This window comes from Listeria goaensis (assembly GCF_900186125.1).
Taxonomy (GTDB): domain Bacteria; phylum Bacillota; class Bacilli; order Lactobacillales; family Listeriaceae; genus Listeria; species Listeria goaensis.
Genome location: NZ_FYBQ01000001.1, coordinates 236,461 through 256,796, shown reverse-complemented (window position 1 = coordinate 256,796; position 20,336 = coordinate 236,461). Strand labels below are relative to the sequence as shown.

General features: G+C 42.6%; 17 protein-coding genes and 1 other annotated feature. Of the genes, 1 reads left to right on the top strand and 16 read right to left on the bottom strand.

From position 1 onward, the window contains the following. Positions 1-74: 74 nt before the first annotated feature. From CFT42_RS01275 to CFT42_RS01235, 9 genes are all read right to left on the bottom strand, one after another. Positions 75-3,263, bottom strand: a complete 3,189-nt coding sequence (locus CFT42_RS01275) for an MMPL family transporter (protein ID WP_088815306.1) — start codon at positions 3,261-3,263, stop codon at positions 75-77. Next, a complete protein-coding gene (locus CFT42_RS01270) occupies positions 3,263-3,733 on the bottom strand; it encodes a MarR family winged helix-turn-helix transcriptional regulator (RefSeq protein WP_088808794.1) in 471 nt (156 codons plus the stop codon). Before CFT42_RS01270 ends, CFT42_RS01275 begins: the two co-directional genes overlap by 1 nt. Positions 3,734-3,828: 95 nt before the next feature. Continuing rightward, positions 3,829-7,023 (bottom strand): FtsX-like permease family protein, encoded by a 3,195-nt coding sequence (locus CFT42_RS01265; protein ID WP_088815202.1) that lies wholly within the window; start codon positions 7,021-7,023, stop codon positions 3,829-3,831. Between the two features lie 12 nt (positions 7,024-7,035). Continuing rightward, on the bottom strand, positions 7,036-7,737 hold the full coding sequence (locus tag CFT42_RS01260) for an ABC transporter ATP-binding protein (RefSeq protein ID WP_088808792.1): 702 nt from the start codon (positions 7,735-7,737) through the stop codon (positions 7,036-7,038). Between the two features lie 103 nt (positions 7,738-7,840). After that, positions 7,841-10,249 (bottom strand): phenylalanine--tRNA ligase subunit beta, encoded by a 2,409-nt coding sequence (gene pheT, locus CFT42_RS01255; protein ID WP_088815201.1) that lies wholly within the window; start codon positions 10,247-10,249, stop codon positions 7,841-7,843. Between the two features lie 2 nt (positions 10,250-10,251). Next, positions 10,252-11,301 (bottom strand): phenylalanine--tRNA ligase subunit alpha, encoded by a 1,050-nt coding sequence (gene pheS / locus CFT42_RS01250; protein ID WP_088815200.1) that lies wholly within the window; start codon positions 11,299-11,301, stop codon positions 10,252-10,254. Positions 11,302-11,351: 50 nt separating this feature from the next. Further along, positions 11,352-11,579, bottom strand: a binding site (T-box leader). Positions 11,580-11,622: 43 nt separating this feature from the next. After that, entirely contained in the window at positions 11,623-12,165 is a 543-nt protein-coding gene (locus CFT42_RS01245; RefSeq protein ID WP_088808789.1) for an ECF transporter S component, read from the bottom strand. Further along, a complete protein-coding gene (locus CFT42_RS01240) occupies positions 12,152-12,532 on the bottom strand; it encodes a DUF4430 domain-containing protein (RefSeq protein WP_088808788.1) in 381 nt (126 codons plus the stop codon). The genes CFT42_RS01245 and CFT42_RS01240 overlap by 14 nt, the downstream gene beginning before the upstream one ends. A gap of 248 nt (positions 12,533-12,780) precedes the next feature. Beyond that, on the bottom strand, positions 12,781-13,113 hold the full coding sequence (locus tag CFT42_RS01235; RefSeq protein WP_088808787.1) for a winged helix-turn-helix transcriptional regulator: 333 nt from the start codon (positions 13,111-13,113) through the stop codon (positions 12,781-12,783). A gap of 153 nt (positions 13,114-13,266) precedes the next feature. Between CFT42_RS01235 and CFT42_RS01230 the strand changes: the two genes are divergently transcribed. Continuing rightward, on the top strand, positions 13,267-13,623 hold the full coding sequence (locus CFT42_RS01230; protein WP_088815199.1) for a DUF6054 family protein: 357 nt from the start codon (positions 13,267-13,269) through the stop codon (positions 13,621-13,623). A gap of 26 nt (positions 13,624-13,649) precedes the next feature. Here CFT42_RS01230 and CFT42_RS01225 read toward each other — a convergent pair whose 3' ends face one another. From CFT42_RS01225 to CFT42_RS01195, 7 genes are all read right to left on the bottom strand, one after another. Then, a complete protein-coding gene (locus CFT42_RS01225; protein WP_088808785.1) occupies positions 13,650-14,405 on the bottom strand; it encodes a TrmH family RNA methyltransferase in 756 nt (251 codons plus the stop codon). Between the two features lie 147 nt (positions 14,406-14,552). Then, entirely contained in the window at positions 14,553-15,635 is a 1,083-nt protein-coding gene (locus CFT42_RS01220; RefSeq protein WP_088808784.1) for a M42 family metallopeptidase, read from the bottom strand. Positions 15,636-15,764: 129 nt separating this feature from the next. Next, positions 15,765-16,793, bottom strand: a complete 1,029-nt coding sequence (locus CFT42_RS01215; RefSeq protein ID WP_088808783.1) for a glucosaminidase domain-containing protein — start codon at positions 16,791-16,793, stop codon at positions 15,765-15,767. A 256-nt stretch (positions 16,794-17,049) separates the two neighbouring features. Continuing rightward, positions 17,050-17,865, bottom strand: coding sequence for a glucosaminidase domain-containing protein (locus tag CFT42_RS01210; RefSeq protein ID WP_167373837.1), 816 nt, complete (start codon positions 17,863-17,865; stop codon positions 17,050-17,052). 207 nt (positions 17,866-18,072) lie between these two features. Beyond that, positions 18,073-18,705 (bottom strand): NAD(P)-dependent oxidoreductase, encoded by a 633-nt coding sequence (locus CFT42_RS01205; protein WP_088815197.1) that lies wholly within the window; start codon positions 18,703-18,705, stop codon positions 18,073-18,075. 62 nt (positions 18,706-18,767) lie between these two features. Further along, complete coding sequence (locus CFT42_RS01200) at positions 18,768-19,196, bottom strand: Rrf2 family transcriptional regulator (protein WP_088808780.1); 429 nt, start codon at positions 19,194-19,196, stop codon at positions 18,768-18,770. Between the two features lie 112 nt (positions 19,197-19,308). Next, complete coding sequence (locus CFT42_RS01195; RefSeq protein ID WP_088815196.1) at positions 19,309-20,325, bottom strand: glycosyltransferase family 2 protein; 1,017 nt, start codon at positions 20,323-20,325, stop codon at positions 19,309-19,311. Positions 20,326-20,336 lie beyond the last annotated feature (11 nt).

Here is a 20,336-nt window from a genome sequence, read left to right as displayed (position 1 = left end):
TGATGCCAAATTAAAAAGCAAAAATCAAGCGAAAATGCCATTTTAACACGGCTTCGCTTGATTTTTGCTGTTGCTTAACGTTCTTCGTGTCGTTCACCTTTTGTTGGAACGAACGGCCACCAATTGCTTCTGCCAAATAGTTTGACCATGACTGGAACAAATAGTGGTAAGACGACAAAGGCGTATAGGATAAGGCCGATTAAGACGACTGTCGCAATTTCAAGAAGCGAAAGCACGCCAGCTGGCATCATCGCCGCAAAAGTTCCGCCTAGAATGAGAACCGCAGAGAAAATAACGCCGCCCATATTTTTCATCGTCAAAATCATTCGATCCTTAATTGCCATGCCTGTATATTCGTTAAAACGGCTCATGAGGAAGATGGAATAATCGATTCCGAGTGCAACGAGTACAACAAACCCGAAGAACGGCGTCGCCCACGTTAGCCCGCTGTAATCCAAAATCCTTGTGAAAATAATTTCCGCAAAGCCAAGCGCCGCATAATATGTTAGCACAATAGAGCCAACAAGGTAGAGTGGCATCACAAGCGAACGAAGTAAGATGACTAATGTCACAAAGACACTGACGAGAACTAAGATGACGACTAAGTGATAATCCGATGTGGACATATCACGCGTATCGTAGTTTGTACTTGTCATACCACCGATACCAACATTCGCGTTTTCCAGTTTTGTGCCTTTTAAGCTTGCATCTAATTGCGCGTTAATGTCATCGATGGAATTCATCGCCGCATTGGAATACGGGTTTTTCGTTAACACGACATTAATCGTCGCAAGCTTCCCGTCGCTTGAAATATATTGGCTGAGCGCCTTATTATACGTTTCATCCTGAAGAAGCGCATCTGGCACAAACACACCAGACTCGGAGTACGGCGCCTTCGCCCACTCTCCGACTAAACCGCTCGCACTCGTGAGCCCGTCTTGAACTTGTCCCAGCCCGTCAACGCTTGCTTGTAGTCCTGTCGAAAGTTGACCAATTTGCCCACTCATTTTGGAAAAACCGTCTTTCAAGCTTCCTTGGCCCTGTTCAATTTGGGTGAGCGCTGATTCGATTTGCGGCATCTGACTCACAACTTGTTTTTGCCCTGCTGCCGCTTGATTCAAACCAGATTCGAGGCTGGACAAGCCCGTTTCAATCGCCGCTAAACCAGTGTTAAACTGGCTAAGCCCGCTTGAAATTTGCTCCGACTGTGCATTCAGTTGCTGCATCGCATCTGATAGTGCAGCAATGCCCGCATTCAATTGTTCCATTTGCGTTTTAATTTGCGCCATCTGCTTGCCAATTTCCGATTTAAACTGTGTTCCAGCCGTTTCTAGTCCCTTTACATCTTGAACTAGTTGATTAAACTCCGGATTTTGAGCCGCCTGCGGATGCGCCGCTGCAAACGTTTGAAGTGAAGCCCCTACTTTTTTAATTTGATTGGTAAGCGCAGAAGTATCAATCGCAGATCCGTCCGCATTTTGCATGCTAGAAAGCTGATTGGAGATTTTCTGCAAATTCGCCTGAACTTCCTTGTAGCCGTCTAAAAGCTGCGTTTGCCCATTTTGCAGTTTGGTGAGCTCTGCACGAGCCGTTTTAACGCCCTCTTCTAGTTCGCCAGCTCCACTTGCGCCGCTTTCAATCCCTGTTTGAATTTGTTTTAGAGCCGCTTCAAGCTGTGAAACGCCCGACTTTGTTTCGCTTGTCCCCGACTGAAGCGCATCAACGCCTGAAATGGCTGAATTTAATGCCGGCCCCGATTTACTTATTTCGGAGTTCGCCTCATCAAGTCCGTTTTTAATTTCACCAACGCCACTGTTCGCTTTACCGACACCTTGATTTAGTGCGTCAGCCTGATTTTTTACATATAAATCATCAAGCCGTTTTCCAGCTGGCCGTGAGGCGCTCATCACCATGTCGACTCCTTTTAAATTTGCAAGGTCTGCCGAGATGTTTTCAATCAGTGCGATATATTCGCTCGTTTTCATGTTGTCGTCATTTTCAAGATAAACTTGTGTTGGCGCTACTTGACCTGCCCCGAAGCTATCTGATACGATTTCAAAACCTTTTTTCGATGGATATTTATCACTAATTTCATCGAGTGAGTTAAAGCTTTCTTCACCCGTATGCAAAATAATTGGCGGTATCGTAATGAGCCCAACGATGAGGAGCGCAACAAACGGACGTAGGAAAGCGAGTGTTCCAGCAGCGCCCCACAATTTATTTTCTTTATGCGCAATATTTTTACTGAGCGGCCAGAAAAGATGCCGACCGAGTGTTGCCATGAAAAATGGTACTAGCGTGTAAATCGAAAGCATGAGCACCACGATGCCTACACCGACTGCAACTGCAGAGCGGTATAAGTCGAATTGTACAAAATAAAGCGAAAGAAATGCGACAAGGACTGCGATTGCACTATAAATGACTGTTCGCCCAGCTGTACGATAAGTTTCTATCACAGCTTCGCGCACAGAAAGCCCACTGCCAACCTCCTCTTTAAACCGACTCATCAGTAAAATACAATAGTCGGTCCCGATGCCAAACATGATACAAACCATGAAAATTTGTGTGTAGGTGGAAACCGGGAAGTTTAAATATTGCACAAGAAACGCGACAATACTTTGCGCCGCTAAATAACTAATCCCAACCGTGACAAGTGGGATAAACGGTGCGATGACCGAACGGAACACAAGAAATAGCACAACGAGAATGAACGCTACCGTAATGCCTTCTGTTTTATGTAAACCGTCCTCTGAGCCTTGCACAACGTCCTCTTGAATGAGCGCGTTACCCGTTAAATACGTGTCAACACCTTGAACATTCATTTTTTTGTCTAAATCAGCACGAATTTCTTTTACCGGTGTGTCGCCTGCGTCGACCGTCAAACTCGCGACAAGCGTCTTGCCATCCTTCGATAAAAACTGATCCTTCAATTCAGGCGTGTCAAAGCTATCGAGTACTTCCGTGACGTGTAGTTGTTCTTTATCCTTTTTAATCGAATCCAGTGATTTTTCAATATTGTCAAAGTCTTTGTTCGTAAGTTTTGTGTCAGACGTATAAACCGCGATGTAAGCTTCACCTTTACTATCTGGATTATGTTTTTTCTGGAGGTCTGTTGCCATAGTTGATGGATAGCCGTCCGGCAACTTTAATTCCCCTTTTTCGCGAACAAGATCAGGCATGCTTGGTGCGACTAACATCAGGACTGCCGCTGCTGCAATCCATGCTACCAAGATTCCCCACCTTAGTTTCATGACCCAATTCATCATACTTTATTTCCTCCTCTTGCGTGCGTCTCCACAACCGAATCCATGACTTTATCATATAAATTCATAAACAAATCCGCATCTTCATCGCCAAGTTGTTGCAACCATTTATGAACAAGATTTTTCATTTCCATTTCGCACAGTTTAAAAATACTATTCCCACTTTCTGAAATATGAAGCATAATTGCACGTCTATCGGTAGGATTTTCAGTACGCACTAGTAAGCCTTTTTCTTCCAAATTGTGAATTTTAGCAGAAATCGCACTTTTGTTTACGTTCAATGAATTCGAGAGCTCTGTTGCACTCATGCTCCCATTTTGCGTTAGCTCGCGTAACAAAAAAAACTGTTCGACCGAAATCTTTTTCTGCTCAAATTGAACATTTTCAATGGCTTGATTCACTTCTTTAAAAGCAAAAATATATGTGCGCATGTAGCTGTTTACAAAACGATTAATTTGCTTCTCATTCATAATGATTCACCCCCTGAACTAAATTTAATATACGCTACTCACTTGAAAAAGTAAAACAAAAAGAATAGCCACGTCTTTTTAGACGTAGCTACTCTTTATTCCACTGATTTCAGCGCTTCAATCATATCAATCCGTTTAAGTTTAACATGCATGACGAGCATCACAATCGTGGAAAAAACAAGGGTCAAGATGGCTGAGTATAAATAGCTTGGCCATCTAATCATTGGACTAAACATCATGTTATCAATTTCCGCCGTTGTAATCACATACTGGTGCAGGAAAAATCCTAACACAAATCCGCCTAAAATTCCCATCATACTTAAAATAATATTCTCACGGTACACGTACAGCGTCACTTCTTTTGGATAGAAGCCTAGCACTTTAATCGTTGATAATTCACGGATTCGTTCGGAAACATTTATATTCGTCAAATTGTAAAGCACAATAAAGGCTAAAATAGCCGCCGAAACAATTAATACAATCATCACGACATTTAAGCTATCCAGTGTATCTGTCAACAGCGAACTAATCGTGTTTGAATAGGTGACTTGAAGAGCAGCCCCGTCATCAATGAGTTTTTCTGCAAAACGATTCTCGGTTTTTTGTGAGGTATCTTTGAGATTTAGTAAATCAGTGTTATATTTTGGTGCCTCATGAAAGATTTTCGTGTAGTAGGATTTCGTCATATAAGCGTAGTGCCCGGCGTAGTTTTCGGCAATTCCCGTCACTTTTAGCTGGTGCTCTTCGTTATTCGCATCCCGCACGGTTAGCGCATCACCTGCTTGTAAATCAAATAAATCGGCGAGTTTCTCGGTGATGACGACGCCATTATTTGAAAGTGGCACAGCGGCGTGAGTTTTCCGGTCACGTAATACAATAAAGTCGTTTAAGTCAGCTGTCGACTCAAATGCGGTCACGTTAACGCTTTGATTTTTCCCTTTTTGAATCGCGTCCATTGCATTTAGCGAAGCCGATTTGCGTGCGGTAATATTAATATCTTGCATCAATTTCTCATATTCTGTATTTTGCGTTTTCGTTGCAGTAGTATCGCGCGAAACAAGTGCATCATATTTCATAATATTACCATATTGGAGCGTTGCAATATCGCTAATCGAATCGCGCAAACCAAAACCAGTTAGAATCAGCGCTGTACACCCCGCAACCCCAATAACCGTCATTAGCATACGCTGTTTATAGCGGAAAATATTGCGTGCGGTTACTTTGTCAGAAAAACGCATTCGCTTCCATATCGGTGTGACTCGCTCAAGTAAAATGCGCTTCCCTTTTTTAGGTGCTTTCGGTCGCATTAGTGTTGCCGCACTTGCTTTTAGTTCTGCGTAGCAAGCTACAAACGCCGTTACAGTCGTACAGACGAGCGCCACAATAAGCCCAATAATGCTGTAGCTTGGATAAAAGGCGATTTCAATTGGTGGCATTTTATACATCGTCCCGTATGCATTGAAAATGACATTTGGGAACAGTTGAAAACCAACGAGGAGCCCAAGAACAGTTCCCACCAAACTAGCAAGCGATCCGTAAACTAAAAACTTCTTCATAATATCCGTGTTGTTGTAGCCGAGCGCTTTGTAAGTACCGATAAACGTTCGCTGTTCTTCCACCATGCGCGTCATGGTCGTCAAACAAACAAGTGCTGCAATTAAGAAGAAGAAAGCTGGAAAGGCCGTCGAAAGTGACGTGAGGCGCTCCGTATTTTCGTTATACTCATTGTATCCCGGGTAACTCGAACGGTCTAGCACGTAATATTTCGGTTTTTCCATATCCGCCAGTTTTTCCTTCGCAATTTGCAAGTCTTGTTCCGCATCAGCCAGTTCAGCTTCCGCTTTTTTCTTTTCCGTATTAAACGTCGCCAAGTTTGCCTCATATGCAGCTTGACCAGCATTCAATTTGGCAAGCGCCGCATTTAGTTCACGTTCACCCTTTGAACGGCCAGAACGAAGTTTTTCCTCGCCCGCGTTTAATTCAGCGACACCTGCTGCATATTCCTTTTCACCAGCCACCAGTTTTGCTTTCGCCGCATCTAGTTCAGCCTGCTTCGTCGCAAGCGTTTTTTCTGCCGCATCTAATTTTGCACGCTCCGCCGCCAGTTTTTGATTTGCCGCTTCAAGCTGTGCCTTCGCCGCTTCATTTGCCGCCCCTTCCATTTGAACAAGCGCCGCACGTTTCGCATCAAGTTCGGCTTGTGCCGCGTCTAAATCGGCTCTTCCGGCTGCCAATTGCTCTTTCGCCTGTTTGATTTCCTGCTCACCCGTTGCAATTTTTGCCTTCGCGTCCGTCATGTTTTGCTGTGCGACACGCAATTTTTCGCGCCCTGTCGCGAGTTCGGCCTCGCTCGTTTGCATCTGCGCATCAAATTCTGCCTTCGAAGTCTTATATTTCGCAAAGCCACTATCCAGTTCCTGCTTCGCCGCATCTAATTTGGCTTGGTTTTCCGCCAGTTCAGCACGGCCATCTTGCCATTTCTGTTCGCCGTCAGCAATTTTAGCTTTTGCGTCATTTTGAATTTTGGCGAACCTTTTATCCGCTTGCTTGTCGAGGACTTTTTCAATTTGCTTTTCATTTGCGTCCGCCGCCTCATTGTAAGCATCTGAAAAAGCCGCTTCGCCTGCCGTATTCGTAAATGTCAAATTGGCTTGCGTATAGACCGACATATCGAAATCTTGCTTTGGCACAACAGCAATCGCATCTGTTTTTCCTTTTCCAATGGAACTCGTCCCGCGACCGTTCGTTTCAATGAACATCGGACTGTTCACAAAACCGACCACAGTGTATGTATCACGCTTCAGCGTATCGCTCGGCTTGGCGCCATTATTTTTAACAAAAGTGACCTTGTCTCCGATTTTAAAGTCTTTTTTCATCGCCTCCGTGGCGTCAAGTGCGACTTCTCCTGACTCTTCGGGGAGGTGACCAGATTCAACTTGATATTGGTTTACTTTTTGCGTTTCCGTGTAAGAATATAAGCGCATGACCGCTTTATTTTGCTTTAAGAGCAAGTCAGCCGTATATTGCATTTCAACGCGTTTCACGCCCGGCGTTTTTTTTAGTGCCGCTTCGTCCGTTTCGTCTAATCCATAAGTCGATTGCACGACGTTATCAGTCAAACCGTAATCCGTATAATATTGATTCGCCGTTAATAACATATTGGGACCCGTCGCTTTTAAACCTGCGAAAAAAGCAACGCCGAGCATAATTAAAGCTAAAATCGAGAAGAAGCGACTTTTCGTCTGCCAAACTTCGCGCCAAATATCTTTCCATAAAGCTTTTTTATTCACAAAAATCCTCCTCTACCACTCTATGCTGTCAATCGATACTGGATTTTTGTTTTCTCGAATATCCCGCACCTTCGCATTATTAATTTCAATAACGCGGTCAGCAATTGGCGTTATCGCAGAGTTATGCGTAATGACAATGACCGTCGTTTTCGTTTCACGACACGTATCTTGTAAAAGTTTTAACACCGATTTTCCTGTTTCATAATCGAGCGCCCCCGTCGGCTCATCGCATAAAAGTAGTTTTGGCGCCTTCGCAAGCGCACGCGCAATCGCCACACGCTGCTGCTCACCACCAGAAAGCTGTGCTGGAAAATTGTCCAAACGATGCGCCAAGCCAACATCATTTAAAACCTTTTCTGCGTCTAAAGCATCGGGTACAATTTGCGCCGCAAGCTCCACATTTTCCTTTGCCGTTAAGTTTGGCACCAAATTGTAAAACTGGAAAACAAAACCGACGTCCGTTCTTCGGTAACCCGTCAATTTCTTCGCCGAGTATGCGCCAATGTCCGTCCCGTCCACAATGATGGCCCCCTCGTCTGCCGAATCCATACCGCCTAGTATATTTAAAACCGTCGATTTCCCCGCGCCTGATGGCCCAACAATAATGACAAATTCACCTTTTTGAATTTGAAAATTAATGCCATCGTTCGCGACAACCGTCGTTTCCCCCATTTCATAACGCTTATACACATCTTTTAGCTCCACAAATGCCATATTCTATCCTCATTTCTTTTGAAGTTCCTTGTTCTATTATAGCCGAACAATGTGAAATTTCATACAAAAAAGTTGCAGGAAAACTTCCTGCAACTTTTCATGTTTAACGAATAACCGCGCCTAGTTTTTCTGTCAGAGCCGCCATCACTTTTTGATTGACTGCCGTAACTTCCTCCTCGACAAGTGTTCGTTCTGGATCCAAATAAGTTAGCGTATACGCCATTGATTTTTTGCCTTCGCCAATACTTTCGCCTTCGAAAATATCGAATAATTGCACGGCGTGAAGCAATTTACCACCATTTTCCTGAATCACATCTAAAATGGCACTTTGTGTCGTGTCTTTTGAAACAAGTAGCGCCACATCGCGCGTCATTTCAGGGTAGCGCGGAATCGTTTGGTAAACAACCGTCTTCTTCTCCGCGGCAACAATTGCTTGTAGGTTTAACTCAAATACGTATGTTTCTTTTAGATCATATTCTTTTTGAAGCGCCGGATGAACTTGGCCGATAAAGCCGATGGACGCATCGCCTAAAAATACTTGCGCTGTGCGCCCTGGGTGCATATCTTCTTTGACCAACTTCTCAAAACGAAATGGCGCTTGTAGACCTAAACGCTCGTGCAACATTTCCAGTATGCCTTTTAGCACAAAGAAATCGACTGTTTTTGTTTCTTTTTGCCAGTCAGGAAGCACACGGTTCCCCGTCATAAGGCCAGCGAGGTGCTCTTCCTCGACCGGTAGCGCGTCGCCTTCCGTGCCATAAAACACACTTCCCACTTCATAAAATGCCACATCTGTATTTTTGCGGGCTACATTATAGCTAGCCGCGTGCAGAAGCCCTGGAATAATGCTCGTTCTAAGCTTACTCCGCTCCTCACTCATCGGCATCGCAAGACTCACAACCCTTTCTTTAGATAAAGCGAGCCTTGTAGCCTCTTTCTCTGAAGTTAAAGAATAGGTGAGCGCTTGATTTAAGCCGGCCCCCTGGAGTGCGTCATGCAGTTCGCGCTTCAGCGTTTGAGCTGGCGTTAAGCCACCTGCCGTCGCCGTTTCTGGTAGCGTCACAGGAATTTTATCATAGCCGTAAATTCGTGCGATTTCTTCCAAAATATCCGCCTCAATGGTAATATCCCAGCGGCGTGACGGCACGCGCACTTCAATTTGATCAGCTAAAATCGTCGCTTCAAATCCTAGACGATCAAAAATAACTTCGACTTCCTCGCTTGAAATGGCCGTACCTAGCAAGCGATTCACACGTGTCAGTGTGGTTGTCACAACATTTTTGTACGCATCCCGGTTGTCTTCCTCGACAGAACCAGCAAGCATCTTCCCACCGCTAAGAAGCGCAATTAATGCGGCGCCATGCGCAAGAGCCTGTTCCACCTTGAACGCGTCGCTCCCCTTGTCGTAACGAATACTCGCTTCCGTACGAATGCCTAGTTCGCGTGACGCTTGACCAATATACTCACTTGCAAAAATCGCACCTTCTAGTAAAACGGTCTTTGTCACACTGGACACTTCTGAACTCTCACCGCCCATAATGCCGGCAATTGCAATTGGCTCTTTTCCATTCGTAATGACCGTATGCCCATCATTTAGAGTTCTTTTTTGCCCATCAAGCGTCGTGATTTCCTCGCCCGGAGTCGCTAGACGCACGACAATTTCACTACTCCCGATTTTCTCATAATCAAAAGCATGTAACGGTTGCCCGTAAAGCAAATTAATATAGTTTGTGACATCGACAACGTTGCTATGTGGGCGAATCCCGGCTTTCATAAGCATTACTTGAAGCCAAAGTGGCGAATCTTTAATTTCGATATCTTCCACCATTCGCACTGCATAATAAGGCGTCGTTTGCGCATCTTGAATCGCAACTGAAATGCGTCCTTCAATCGAACCCGTTTCAGACACATCAGGTTGTTCCGGAAGCGCCGGTTTCTCGTGCACAATCGCACCGATTTCATGCGCTACCCCTGTCATGCTTAAAGCGTCGGCCCGATTTGGCGTAATCGCCATATCAAGAATCGCGTCATTTAAGCCGAGAAGTTCCACCGCGTTAGCCCCAACAACCACATCATCAGGCAAAACAAAAATGCCGTCTTGATAAGCTTTAGGGACAACACTATTCTCAAAGCCCAATTCTTGCAGCGAACAAATCATACCTTCCGAAACTTCACCGCGAAGCTTCGCGCGTTTAATTTTCAGCCCGCCTGGTAAGCGCGCCCCAACACGTGCCACAACAACTTTCTGACCAGCTGCCACATTCGGCGCCCCGCAAATGATTTGCACCGTTTCGCCGCCGTCCACTAAAACAGTCGTTTTATTTAGCTTATCCGCACTCGGATGCTTCTCACACGTTTTAACTTCCCCAACAACAATATTTTTTAGATCCGCATCTAAATAGTCAACGCCTTCAATTTCAATGCCGGTACGTGTAATCGCCTCCGCCAAATCAGCCGCATTTAAAGTTAAATTCGGGAAAAATTCCTTCACCCAATTATAAGAAACTAGCATTTTTATTCCCCCATTTCCTTCGCAACAAATTGATTCGTAAACCGTAAATCGTTCGTATAAAGATGGCGAATATCGTCCACCGCGTATTTCAACATCGCCACACGTTCAGGACCAAGCCCAAATGCAAAACCGCTGTAGCGTGTCGAATCAATGCCAGACATTTCCAAGACGCGCGGGTGTACCATACCAGCGCCTAAAATTTCAATCCAACCCGTGCCCTTACAAACACGACAACCCTCACCACCGCACGCAAAACAGGAAATATCCATCTCAACAGACGGTTCTGTGAACGGGAAGAAGCTTGGGCGCAAACGAATTTCGCGTTCCTCACCAAACATTCGTTTAGCCAAAATCGTCAGCGTTCCTTTTAAGTCCGAAAACGTAATTTTTTCCCCTACAACAAGCCCTTCGATTTGAGTAAACTGGTGCGAATGCGTGGCGTCGTCGTTATCGCGACGGTAAACTTTTCCTGGGCAAATAATTTTGATGGGTCCATTTTTAAAATCATGTTTTTCCATCGTCCGCGCTTGAACGGGCGACGTTTGTGTCCGCAAAAGCGTATTCTCCGTAATGTAAAAACTATCTTGCATATCACGCGCCGGGTGCCCTTTCGGAAGATTCAGCGCTTCGAAATTGTAATAATCGAGTTCAACTTCTGGCCCTTCGGCAATTTTATAGCCCATGCCAATAAACATATCTTCCAGCTCGCGAATAACTTGCGAAAGCAAATGCGCTTTGCCAAGCGACACTTTTGTACCTGGAAGCGTCACATCAATCGTTTCATTTTCAAGTTGCACAGCTTGCGCCGCCTCTTCTAGAAGTGTTTGTTTCACTTGAATTTTCTCGCTAATTGCTGTGCGCACTTCATTGGCTTTCGCCCCAACAAGCGGGCGCTCTTCATTTGACAGCTTTCCCATTTGTTTCATGATTTCAGTCATCGGTCCTTTTTTACCGAGATATTTGACGCGCAGCTCATTTAATTCTTTCAAATCAGCCGCCGCACTTACAGCCAAAACGGCTTCTTTTTCCAAAGCTTGCAGTTGTTCCAGCATTTAAAAACACTCCTTTTCGTTTTTAGACAAAAATAAAAAACCTCTATCCACAAAGGGACGAGATTTTGCTCGCGGTACCACCCTAATAGAAATGCCAAAACATTTCCACCTTCATTTGAATAACGGCTTAAACACCGATCTGCCTTTCAAATTTAATCCCGGCAGCGACTCGTGGAGCTGAAATTTTCACTATGCTTACATGCGAAATGGCTTTCAGTCTTTGACCATTTCTCCCTGTCCAGTAAAACAAAGCTACTTGTCTCCGTCATTGTCTTTGTCTTATTTAATTACTTTCTATTATAGAGGGAACTTAGCATGAATTCAAGTATATTTTATAAGCCACTTATCAAGTAGCGGCAAAAGGACTGGCGCAAGAACCGCGTAAAACGCCGCATTCCCAAGCGCATGAAGGAAATCAAACGACAAGCCCGCAACATAATAAACGAGAAAATAATGAAAACCATAAAGCGGTGCAATGAATAACGCCTGAATAAAACCGTACAAAAAACCTGTAAACGAAGCGTATAAAATCATCAACCAAAACGGCATTTTGTCAAACCGCGGACGAATAACAAAAGCCGTCAAAGCCGCGATGCAAAGATAACCAGCAATTTGCCCAATCGTCCATATGCCCATACCTAAAATCAAGTTAGAGCTAAGCATAACAAGCGTCGCAAAAATCGCACCGTAGCGAAAGCCAGTTAAAAGCGTCACCAAAATGACAAGCGTCGTCACCGGTTGAACATTAGGAATAAAAGCAAATAAAAGCCGCCCCGAAACCGTAAGCGCCACTAAAATCGCCATTAGCGTAATCACTTTAACATTTGTAAGCCGCAATTTCTCAAACTCATTATTTAGCTTCATGCAAATCAAAACTCACTTCGTCACCATTTTTAAGTTTCAGTTCCTTGGCACCTTTAGCCGCCATCTCCCCGTTCACCTCGTACATCCAGTAAAGCCCTTTCGACTCGTCTTGTGAAATGCCCTCGATACTCGTAATAAAACCATCTGTATCTTTTAGTTTAAAGTTCTTGTTCATAGCCTCATACACGGTACTGCCAGATGCCACCTTCACCTTTTTTGCGCCCACTTCGCCCTGTCCATTATTTCGAGTCACATGTAGCGAAACCGAAATTGTATCCGCACTTTTCGTTGTTGTTTCGCCGTCCGAACAGGCGACGAGTATCAGAACCAAAATTGCCGACAACGCAAAGAAAATCCCTCTTCTCATTTTCTTTCTCCTTTTTTAACCAAAATAAAAGACATAACCATCGTTACGTCTTAGGCTTGTAGAAAACACAAAACAAAACGCACCACACAAAATCAGAGCGATGACAAATGGCGAGATTCTAGGCAAAACCGAGTACCGCACCGGAGCGTACTTGAGTACGTGAGGAGCGGGACGGAGGTTTTAACGACGAAGATGGCCGTTTGTCATCACTCTGAGACATAACCATCGTTACGTCTTTCATTATCGCATTAGCTTTCCACTTTCTCAAGTGCAATCCACTTATCTGCCCAGCACTGGACTTGTTCCATGACTTCTTTAAGATCTCGACCTTTATCTGTTAAATCATATTCAATCCGAACAGGGGTTTCAGGATAAACGTGACGCGTCACGATTTCCATTTCTTCCAGTTCTTTTAAGCGTTCTGCAAGAACACGATCGCTCATTTGTGGAATCTCACCTGCTACTTGTTTAAAGCGCTTCGGACCAGTAAGCAAGACATTGATGATTAGTCCTGTCCAGCGTTTACCAAGAAGTTGGAACGCAGACTCAAATTTCGGACAAACTTTATGTGCTTCATTCATAACTCTCACCTCTCACATATTGTAACACAAAACCGTTCAGAAAGTAACTAATTAATATCAATTTACTTATTTTTAGTAAGTTTTACTTCAACATTGAAAAAAATGATTTTTGGGCATACAATAAAAGTAATCAAGGTGAAAGGATGAACGCATATGCCAAGTCATCGCTATGTTGTTAAAAGCTCTGTCGAAGAAACTATGGATATGATTAAACTTTCGCAATCCACAAGCACTCCCATTTTTGATGAAATCCGCACATTTGGTGACGGAAAAAAACTTGCCACTCTAGCTTATGAAAGATACTTTTTTCGGGCAAGTAATCGTGCTGCCCTTTTTATTACGATTCATAATTTCCATGGCGATTCAGAAGTGACAGCCATTTCAACTGGAAGTTCGGACAATTTAATCTTCAATTTCGATTGGGGCGCAGCAAACAACTACATCAAGAGCGTCAAAAATGCACTCTCCCCAGTTCTCATTAGCGAAACAAAAATAGACGTGCCCAACTAAATTTAATTGGGCACGTCTATTTGGCATTATTTCCGGAAATGATACATTAAAATCCCCGCCGCAATGGCCACGTTTAAGGACTCACTTTGTCCGAAAATCGGAATGTATACTTTCTCATGAATACGTTCCGCGACATCATTTGAAATACCGCTACCCTCATTTCCAACAATAAGAGCTAGTGTTTCTTGACGTGGAATGGTGTCGTAAACTTTTGCCTGTTCATCGAGGAAAGCGCCAAAAACTGGGACCCCTTCCTCTTCCAAGCGACCAATCCATTCGAGTAAAGGCGCTTGAATAACCGGAATATGAAAATGGCTCCCTTGCGCACTACGAATCACTTTTGGATTATATAAATCCGCACTTCCTCTTCCAAGCACAACCGCATCATACCCCGCAGCATCCGCCGTCCGAATAAGCGTCCCCACATTTCCTGGATCCTGCACACGGTCCACTAATAAAAGCTTTTTCCCGTATAAAAGGAGAATGTCCGCCTCCGTCATGTTAATGACAGCAAAGATTCCTTGCTCCGTTTTAGTTTCACTAAGAAAATGACTCACCTCTTTTGACACATAAAACGTTTCAATGTCCTCTGGCAATTCAAGTGGCGAATAAACTTCCTCCGATAGGATCAACTCCCGTACAAGCCCATCTTGCCGTAGCGCTTCCTCTACCAAATGAAATCCTTCCACCATGTACGTACCCGACTTTTGTCGCCCCTTAGTCGTAAACAATTTCTTCCAATTTTTAACGCGTTCGTTTTTCGTCGACCGTATTGTATCCATATAACGCTCCTCGTAACATTCTCGTAACATAAAAGTGGTTTTACTAAATAAACAAAGTATGCACTCTTTTAAGCTAATAGTCCAAAAGACTCACGACCATATTCAGCCAAACGCCATGCTACCTTCCTTTTGTCCATTTTGTATCACTTAGTTTTGATACGTTATTTCTTTTACTTTGTCTGCATCAAGCCGTTTGACAACTTCTGTAATAAGTTTAACTGCCGCATCAAAATCATCACGATGTAATATAGAAGAATGCGAATGAATATATCGCGTTGCAATGGTAATCGGCAAGGAAGGAACACCATTTCCTGTTAAATGCATCGGCCCCGCATCAGTACCACCACCTGGAATAGCCTCAAATTGGTACGGTATACCGAGTTCATCAGCAACATCTGTCACAAAGTTCCGTAAACCAGCATGGCTGACAAGCGTTGCATCATAGATGATAATTTGTGGTCCGTCACCCATTTTACTTTGTGCTTCAGTCGGTTTAATACCCGGTGTATCACCAGCAATGCCAACATCAACGGCAAAACCAATATCCGGTTGAATCAAATGTGCAGACGTTTTCGCGCCTCTTGTTCCAACTTCCTCCTGAACCGAACCAACACCATAAACTGTATTCGCATGCTGCTCTTTTCTTAAATTTTTTAAAACTTCAATCGCAATCGCTAAGCCAATCCGATTATCCCAAGCTTTAGCTAAAAGATATTTTTCATTTTTCATTACTGTAAAATCAAAAGCAGGTACAATCATGTCGCCTGGTGTAATCCCAAAGCTTTCTGCCTCTGCTTTATCTTTCGCACCAACATCAATAAACATCTCTTTAATATCAAATGATTTTTGACGTTCAGCAGCCGTCATTAGATGAGGCGGTTTTGAACCAATGACACCGACAATTTCTTCCCCCTCACGTGTTACAATGGTTACTTTTTGCGAAAGCATCACGTGTGGCACCCAGCCACCTGTTGGTTGAAACTTGATAAAGCCGTTTGCATCAATTTGCGTCACCATAAACCCGACTTCATCCAGATGTCCTGTAATCATAATTTTTGGTCCATCTTCTGAACCTTTCTGAATCGCAATACTACTTCCTAATCCATCATGCGTGATTTCATCAGCAACAGGTGAGATATATTGTTCGAACACACGTCGAACCTCACGCTCATTTCCCGGAATGCCTTTTGCATCCGTTAAGTCTTTTAACATCTTTAATTGCTCGTCCAAAAAAACCCCTCCTCCATCAATACTTTCCATTCCGTATTATAGCAGAAAAATAAGGAAAAGGCGCAGAGAAAAGCACAAAAGCCGAAAATTAGGAGTGAAGTAGTTTTCCTAATTTTCAGCTTTTAATTTTTATAGCGCGTTTGCAAATGTTTCTTTTCTTAATAGCGGTATCATACTAATAACATGATAATGCCGTTCTTTTTCAGATGTCATGGCGATTTCTGACGGATTTAACATTTGATTTGACGCGAGTGCAGTTTCACTTGATGAATGATCAAATAAAAATACCGTTTTATATCGCAATGGCGAATGACTTTCTGAACTGTATAATACTTCGACTTTATCACTTTCAATCCAGCCACTTACAAAGTCAGAAAGCTCTACTTGATACCAAATTTGATTGTTCGCGATTTTAGCTTCGCGTTTAATCTCAATTTTAGGGCTCACACCATTTGAAAGTTTGGCAATTAATACCGCATCTTTTGTCCCTGCTGGATTGGTCCAAATATCCACTGTTTTACCAGCTTTAACTTGTCCTACTGCATGAAAAATCTTATCAGATGTTTTTTCTGCATAAGCGGCATTCGCCACATCATACTTATCTAAATTAAATTTTTCAATGACCTCAATTAATTTTTTGGAATAGTTTGGATCAGTCGAATAACCCGTGTGATCTAACGCCTTAGCCGCAAGACGATAATCCGTTTGATTAATTAAACTGCTGTATAAATCTTTATTCCAGCTTGGACCATTCACAAATAAGGTCGCGTGGTCATTTAATGATTCAAACCATGTTGGATAGGCTTTAAATCCTGCACTTGTTCCAACATAAGAAGAACCATTATGTTCCCTTGTCCCCATCACAATGGAGTTCCCATTGTAGGAACCTTTAATTCCGAATAAATTCTTCCCTTTTTGCGCAAGCTCGCTTTTCCCCCAATTTGATTCGAGAATAGCTTGAGAAATTGTAATACTTGCCAGAATCCCGTTTTCCTTCTGTACGATCTCTGCATGCGGCGCAATCTCATTAATAAACGCTTGTTGCGAGGAAGTAGCGAGGCTAGAATTAGCCTTTACTTGCATAGGAAGAGCCATTACAGTAATTGATAAACTGATTAAACCCACTTTAAGCAAGTGCTTCTTTGCAATATGTAGCATAATGAATTTTGCACATCCTTGTCTTTTTGAATTATCAAAACGTGTGTTCTTTCTTAGCAACCATTTCATTCTAACAAAACTTTTATGTAATATATATTTCTTTTAAGTAACAAAAATAACAAAAAAATAAAACACTTAGGCGTTAAGTGCTTTACTTCTTCAAAAATTTTTCTTTTGTAGTGAAAAAAAGGATACATATAGGTCTAAAAACCTACTAATAAGACAAGTTTTTTAGACCCTTTTACGTTGTTTTTTTCTATTTTAGAGTAACATAATCCGCTTTTATCCAACCTATTACTTTGTCATCTACAGCAAATTGATACCATTTTCCGCTACTTGTCTGTGCAACTTGCACAAGTTGTAAATGATCGCGACTATAATACTGAATATCTTCTACTTTCTGCGCACCAACAAGCCCGTAAGGTACCGTCCAAACCGTTGCATGCTCTTTCGTACTTACATCAGCTACTTGCGAAATTTTCTTATTGGACAAAAGTTGATCTTGAATATTATCGTAGAGATGCAAATCATATTTTTCAACGATACTCACCAATTTACTCGCATAGTCTGGGTCAGTTGCGTAGCCTGCTTTCATTATTTCCTCTGCAGCCGCTTGGTAAGTTTTGGCAGAAAGAACGCCGTGATACTTCGTTTTTGACCAAGATGTTCCATTCAAAAATAAATTTGCATGATCATCAAGCGATTCATTCCAATTGGCATATTTACGGAAATTAGCTTGAATCTCAATCCATTGCCCGTCTGAAAACTCTTTTGTCGTCATGTTCACGACTGGCTGCCCCGCCCTACCTTTCACACCAAATAAATTATTCGCCTGACTCGCAAGCTCGCTCTCACCCCAGTTCGACTCTAAAATCGCCTGCGCAAGCGTCACGCTCGTCAAAATTTGATGCTCTTTCTGAATTTCCTGTGCATGCTTTGAAAGCTGATTGATAAACTTCTCTTCTTTTGTATTAAAAGCAGGTTCTGGCGCTGTTAAATCTAAATAAGCTTCCCGTATAAAAGACGCAATGACACCAACTAGAATGAGGCCGATAAATATACCTAACGTCATAAATAACTGACGCTTCTTTTTTCGTTTCATTTTTTTCCGCAATTGTGTGTCACACCTTTCTGTTCCCAGTCCCTGTCTACACAATACGTCAATTTGTAGCGAAATGCAATCCTCCTCTAGCCTAATTTAACTTTTCTTAAAAAGAGGATAAAAGCAAAATAAGCTGTCGGCAATTCGCCAACAGCTATTATATAGAAGAAACTCGTTTTATTTATTTCGAACGGTGAAACGTTCTTTAACATGTTTTGGTTCTTCAATTTCGTCAAGCATCGCTTTTGCAAAGTTTGCATAGCTCACTTCACTTTGTCCCGTTTCATCTACTAAAAGTTGATTTTCTCCTAAAATATAAGTACCTGTTCCCGCTCCTTCTGGATTAAAGAAAGCTGATGGGCTCATATAAGTCCAGTTTACTTCCGCTTCTTGTTTTAGCGCATCGAGCGCTTTTCCCATATGGCTTGCAGTTGGTAAAAAGGCAACGGGGAAATCGGGTGTGTCCATTAAACGTAACGATTCTGCTTCATCGACATATAAACTTCCTGCTCCACCGACGACAAGTAGACGATTTGTTTTTCCTTTTAAAAGCGAGGTTACATGTTTTAATGATGTTTGGTGAAGCTCTTCTTGGCCATGCGGGGCATTGAACGCATCAATGACAACATCTTGATCTTGAATATCTTCGAAAGTTAAGTCAAATAAATCTTTTTCTAAAACTTGCACATTTGGATTCGTTATTTTTTCTTTATGCCGCACAATTGCTGTAACTTCCATGCCGCGGCGCACCGCTTCTTCTAAAATTTGGTTTCCAGCTTTCCCACTTGCTGCAATAATAGCTACTTTCATTTGTATTCCTCCTATTTCGTAACTGACTTAGTTACAATTTGTTTTATTTTTAGGGCAAGCCTTTAGTTTTGGCTTGCCTTTGTTGTCATTTCGGCAATGATATTGGCTAAGGTAACTTGTTTCAACTCATTTTCCATTTTTTGTTGAGCTGTTTGAAAGGTTTCATTTAACGTATCTTGAATATTTGCCCCGACAAAACAATTTGGATTAGGGTTTTGATGGATGTCAAAAATCGTTTGCGAGCCTAAAGCTGCCTCATAAATTTCATAAAGAGTCATATCATCCGGTTCTCGCGCTAAATAGGTGCCGCCAATACCAGGTTTTGAATGTAGTAAACCGGCTTTTTTTAAGCGGCTCATAATTCTTCTAATGACTACTGGGTTCGTACCAACGCTTTCTGCAATAAAATCTGACGTAATTTGTTTGTCGCGATTTAAATAAACGAGTGTCAAAATATGCACAGCGACACTAAAACGTGTTGAAATGGCCATTTCCTCACCTCTTTGTAACCATTATAGTTACAAAACGTTTTTTTGTCAACAAAAAAAGGACGCATACAGCATCCTTTTTAGCGATAAACTTATATGAAACAAAAGATTAGTTTTATGAGCTTTTTCCTGTAAAACGTTTGATAGCCTTTAGCATGAACCATTCCAGGCTTGCAATTCGGAAGCGCAGGTGCGCGTTTTTTAAAAGTTGGCGGAACATTTTTTGCTTAGTTTTTGGGAGCGTTTCAATTGCGTTCGTTTGGAGACTTTCTTTCATGTAGTCGGACACCCATTTTTGAACGGTGCGGTAATCCTCCTTTTTAACTAAGAAAAGCCATTCAATCATTGAGAAAAGATCGATTTCAAGATATTTCTGCTCTTTTTTGTAGCGCAGTGTGATGTCTTGAATCGTGGCAAAAGCCTCGTCGCAAACGTGTAGCGCATCTAAGCGGTCGCGTGTCATGCGCAAGTTATTTTTTTGCTGGGTGATAGATTTATCGCCAGAAACTCTGTGACGCCAGTAATAGCCTACATTTTTCAAGATGTTGACATGCTCGGCTTTTAAGTAAGCGGGAATGACAACGGGAATATCTTCATACGTTTTACCGACTGGAAATTCCAGTTTTGCCTCGTTCCAAAAAGAAGCACGATAAATTTTATTCCAGCTCGTTGTATCGTATAAAAGTTCTGGTGTTTCAAAAATCGTCGTATCAAACTTATCCGTTTGCATAAAACGCTCATGCAATGCTGAGCGGTAAACATCTTCCCCCGCAAGACGTGCCACGCCAATCGTGACGATATCCGCGCAGGAAATTTCTACAGATGCCATCATTTTTTTATACATGTCGCGGTCAATCACATCATCGCTGTCGACAAAGGCAATAAAATCGCCAGTCGCAAGCCTTACGCCATCATTTCGCGCTGCAGATAAACCGCCATTTTCTTTTGTAATCACTTGCATCGTCGGATATTTCTCTTGTAAAAGCGCCAACTTTTCCCCCGTGTCATCCGTCGAACCATCATTAATTACAATAACTTCTAACTTTTCATAAGACTGATTCATCACCGAATCCAAACACGCCTCAATATACTCCCCGACATTATACGCCGGAATAATCACACTTACCTTCATTTTTCTCTCCT

Excerpts from the sequence above, each read along its gene's own strand:
- CFT42_RS01210 (WP_167373837.1), bottom strand. The coding sequence starts at position 17,865 with ATGACGTTAGGTATATTTATCGGCCTCATTCTAGTTGGTGTCATTGCG.
- CFT42_RS01275 (WP_088815306.1), bottom strand. The coding sequence starts at position 3,263 with ATGAATTGGGTCATGAAACTAAGGTGGGGAATCTTGGTAGCATGGATT.
- CFT42_RS01195 (WP_088815196.1), bottom strand. The coding sequence starts at position 20,325 with ATGAAGGTAAGTGTGATTATTCCGGCGTATAATGTCGGGGAGTATATT.
- CFT42_RS01230 (WP_088815199.1), top strand. The coding sequence starts at position 13,267 with ATGCCAAGTCATCGCTATGTTGTTAAAAGCTCTGTCGAAGAAACTATG.
- CFT42_RS01240 (WP_088808788.1), bottom strand. The coding sequence starts at position 12,532 with ATGAGAAGAGGGATTTTCTTTGCGTTGTCGGCAATTTTGGTTCTGATA.
- pheT (WP_088815201.1), bottom strand. The coding sequence starts at position 10,249 with ATGCTAGTTTCTTATAATTGGGTGAAGGAATTTTTCCCGAATTTAACT.
- CFT42_RS01215 (WP_088808783.1), bottom strand. The coding sequence starts at position 16,793 with ATGCTACATATTGCAAAGAAGCACTTGCTTAAAGTGGGTTTAATCAGT.
- CFT42_RS01205 (WP_088815197.1), bottom strand. The coding sequence starts at position 18,705 with ATGAAAGTAGCTATTATTGCAGCAAGTGGGAAAGCTGGAAACCAAATT.
- pheS (WP_088815200.1), bottom strand. The coding sequence starts at position 11,301 with ATGCTGGAACAACTGCAAGCTTTGGAAAAAGAAGCCGTTTTGGCTGTA.
- CFT42_RS01225 (WP_088808785.1), bottom strand. The coding sequence starts at position 14,405 with ATGGATACAATACGGTCGACGAAAAACGAACGCGTTAAAAATTGGAAG.
- CFT42_RS01200 (WP_088808780.1), bottom strand. The coding sequence starts at position 19,196 with ATGGCCATTTCAACACGTTTTAGTGTCGCTGTGCATATTTTGACACTC.
- CFT42_RS01235 (WP_088808787.1), bottom strand. The coding sequence starts at position 13,113 with ATGAATGAAGCACATAAAGTTTGTCCGAAATTTGAGTCTGCGTTCCAA.
- CFT42_RS01245 (WP_088808789.1), bottom strand. The coding sequence starts at position 12,165 with ATGAAGCTAAATAATGAGTTTGAGAAATTGCGGCTTACAAATGTTAAA.
- CFT42_RS01260 (WP_088808792.1), bottom strand. The coding sequence starts at position 7,737 with ATGGCATTTGTGGAGCTAAAAGATGTGTATAAGCGTTATGAAATGGGG.
- CFT42_RS01270 (WP_088808794.1), bottom strand. The coding sequence starts at position 3,733 with ATGAATGAGAAGCAAATTAATCGTTTTGTAAACAGCTACATGCGCACA.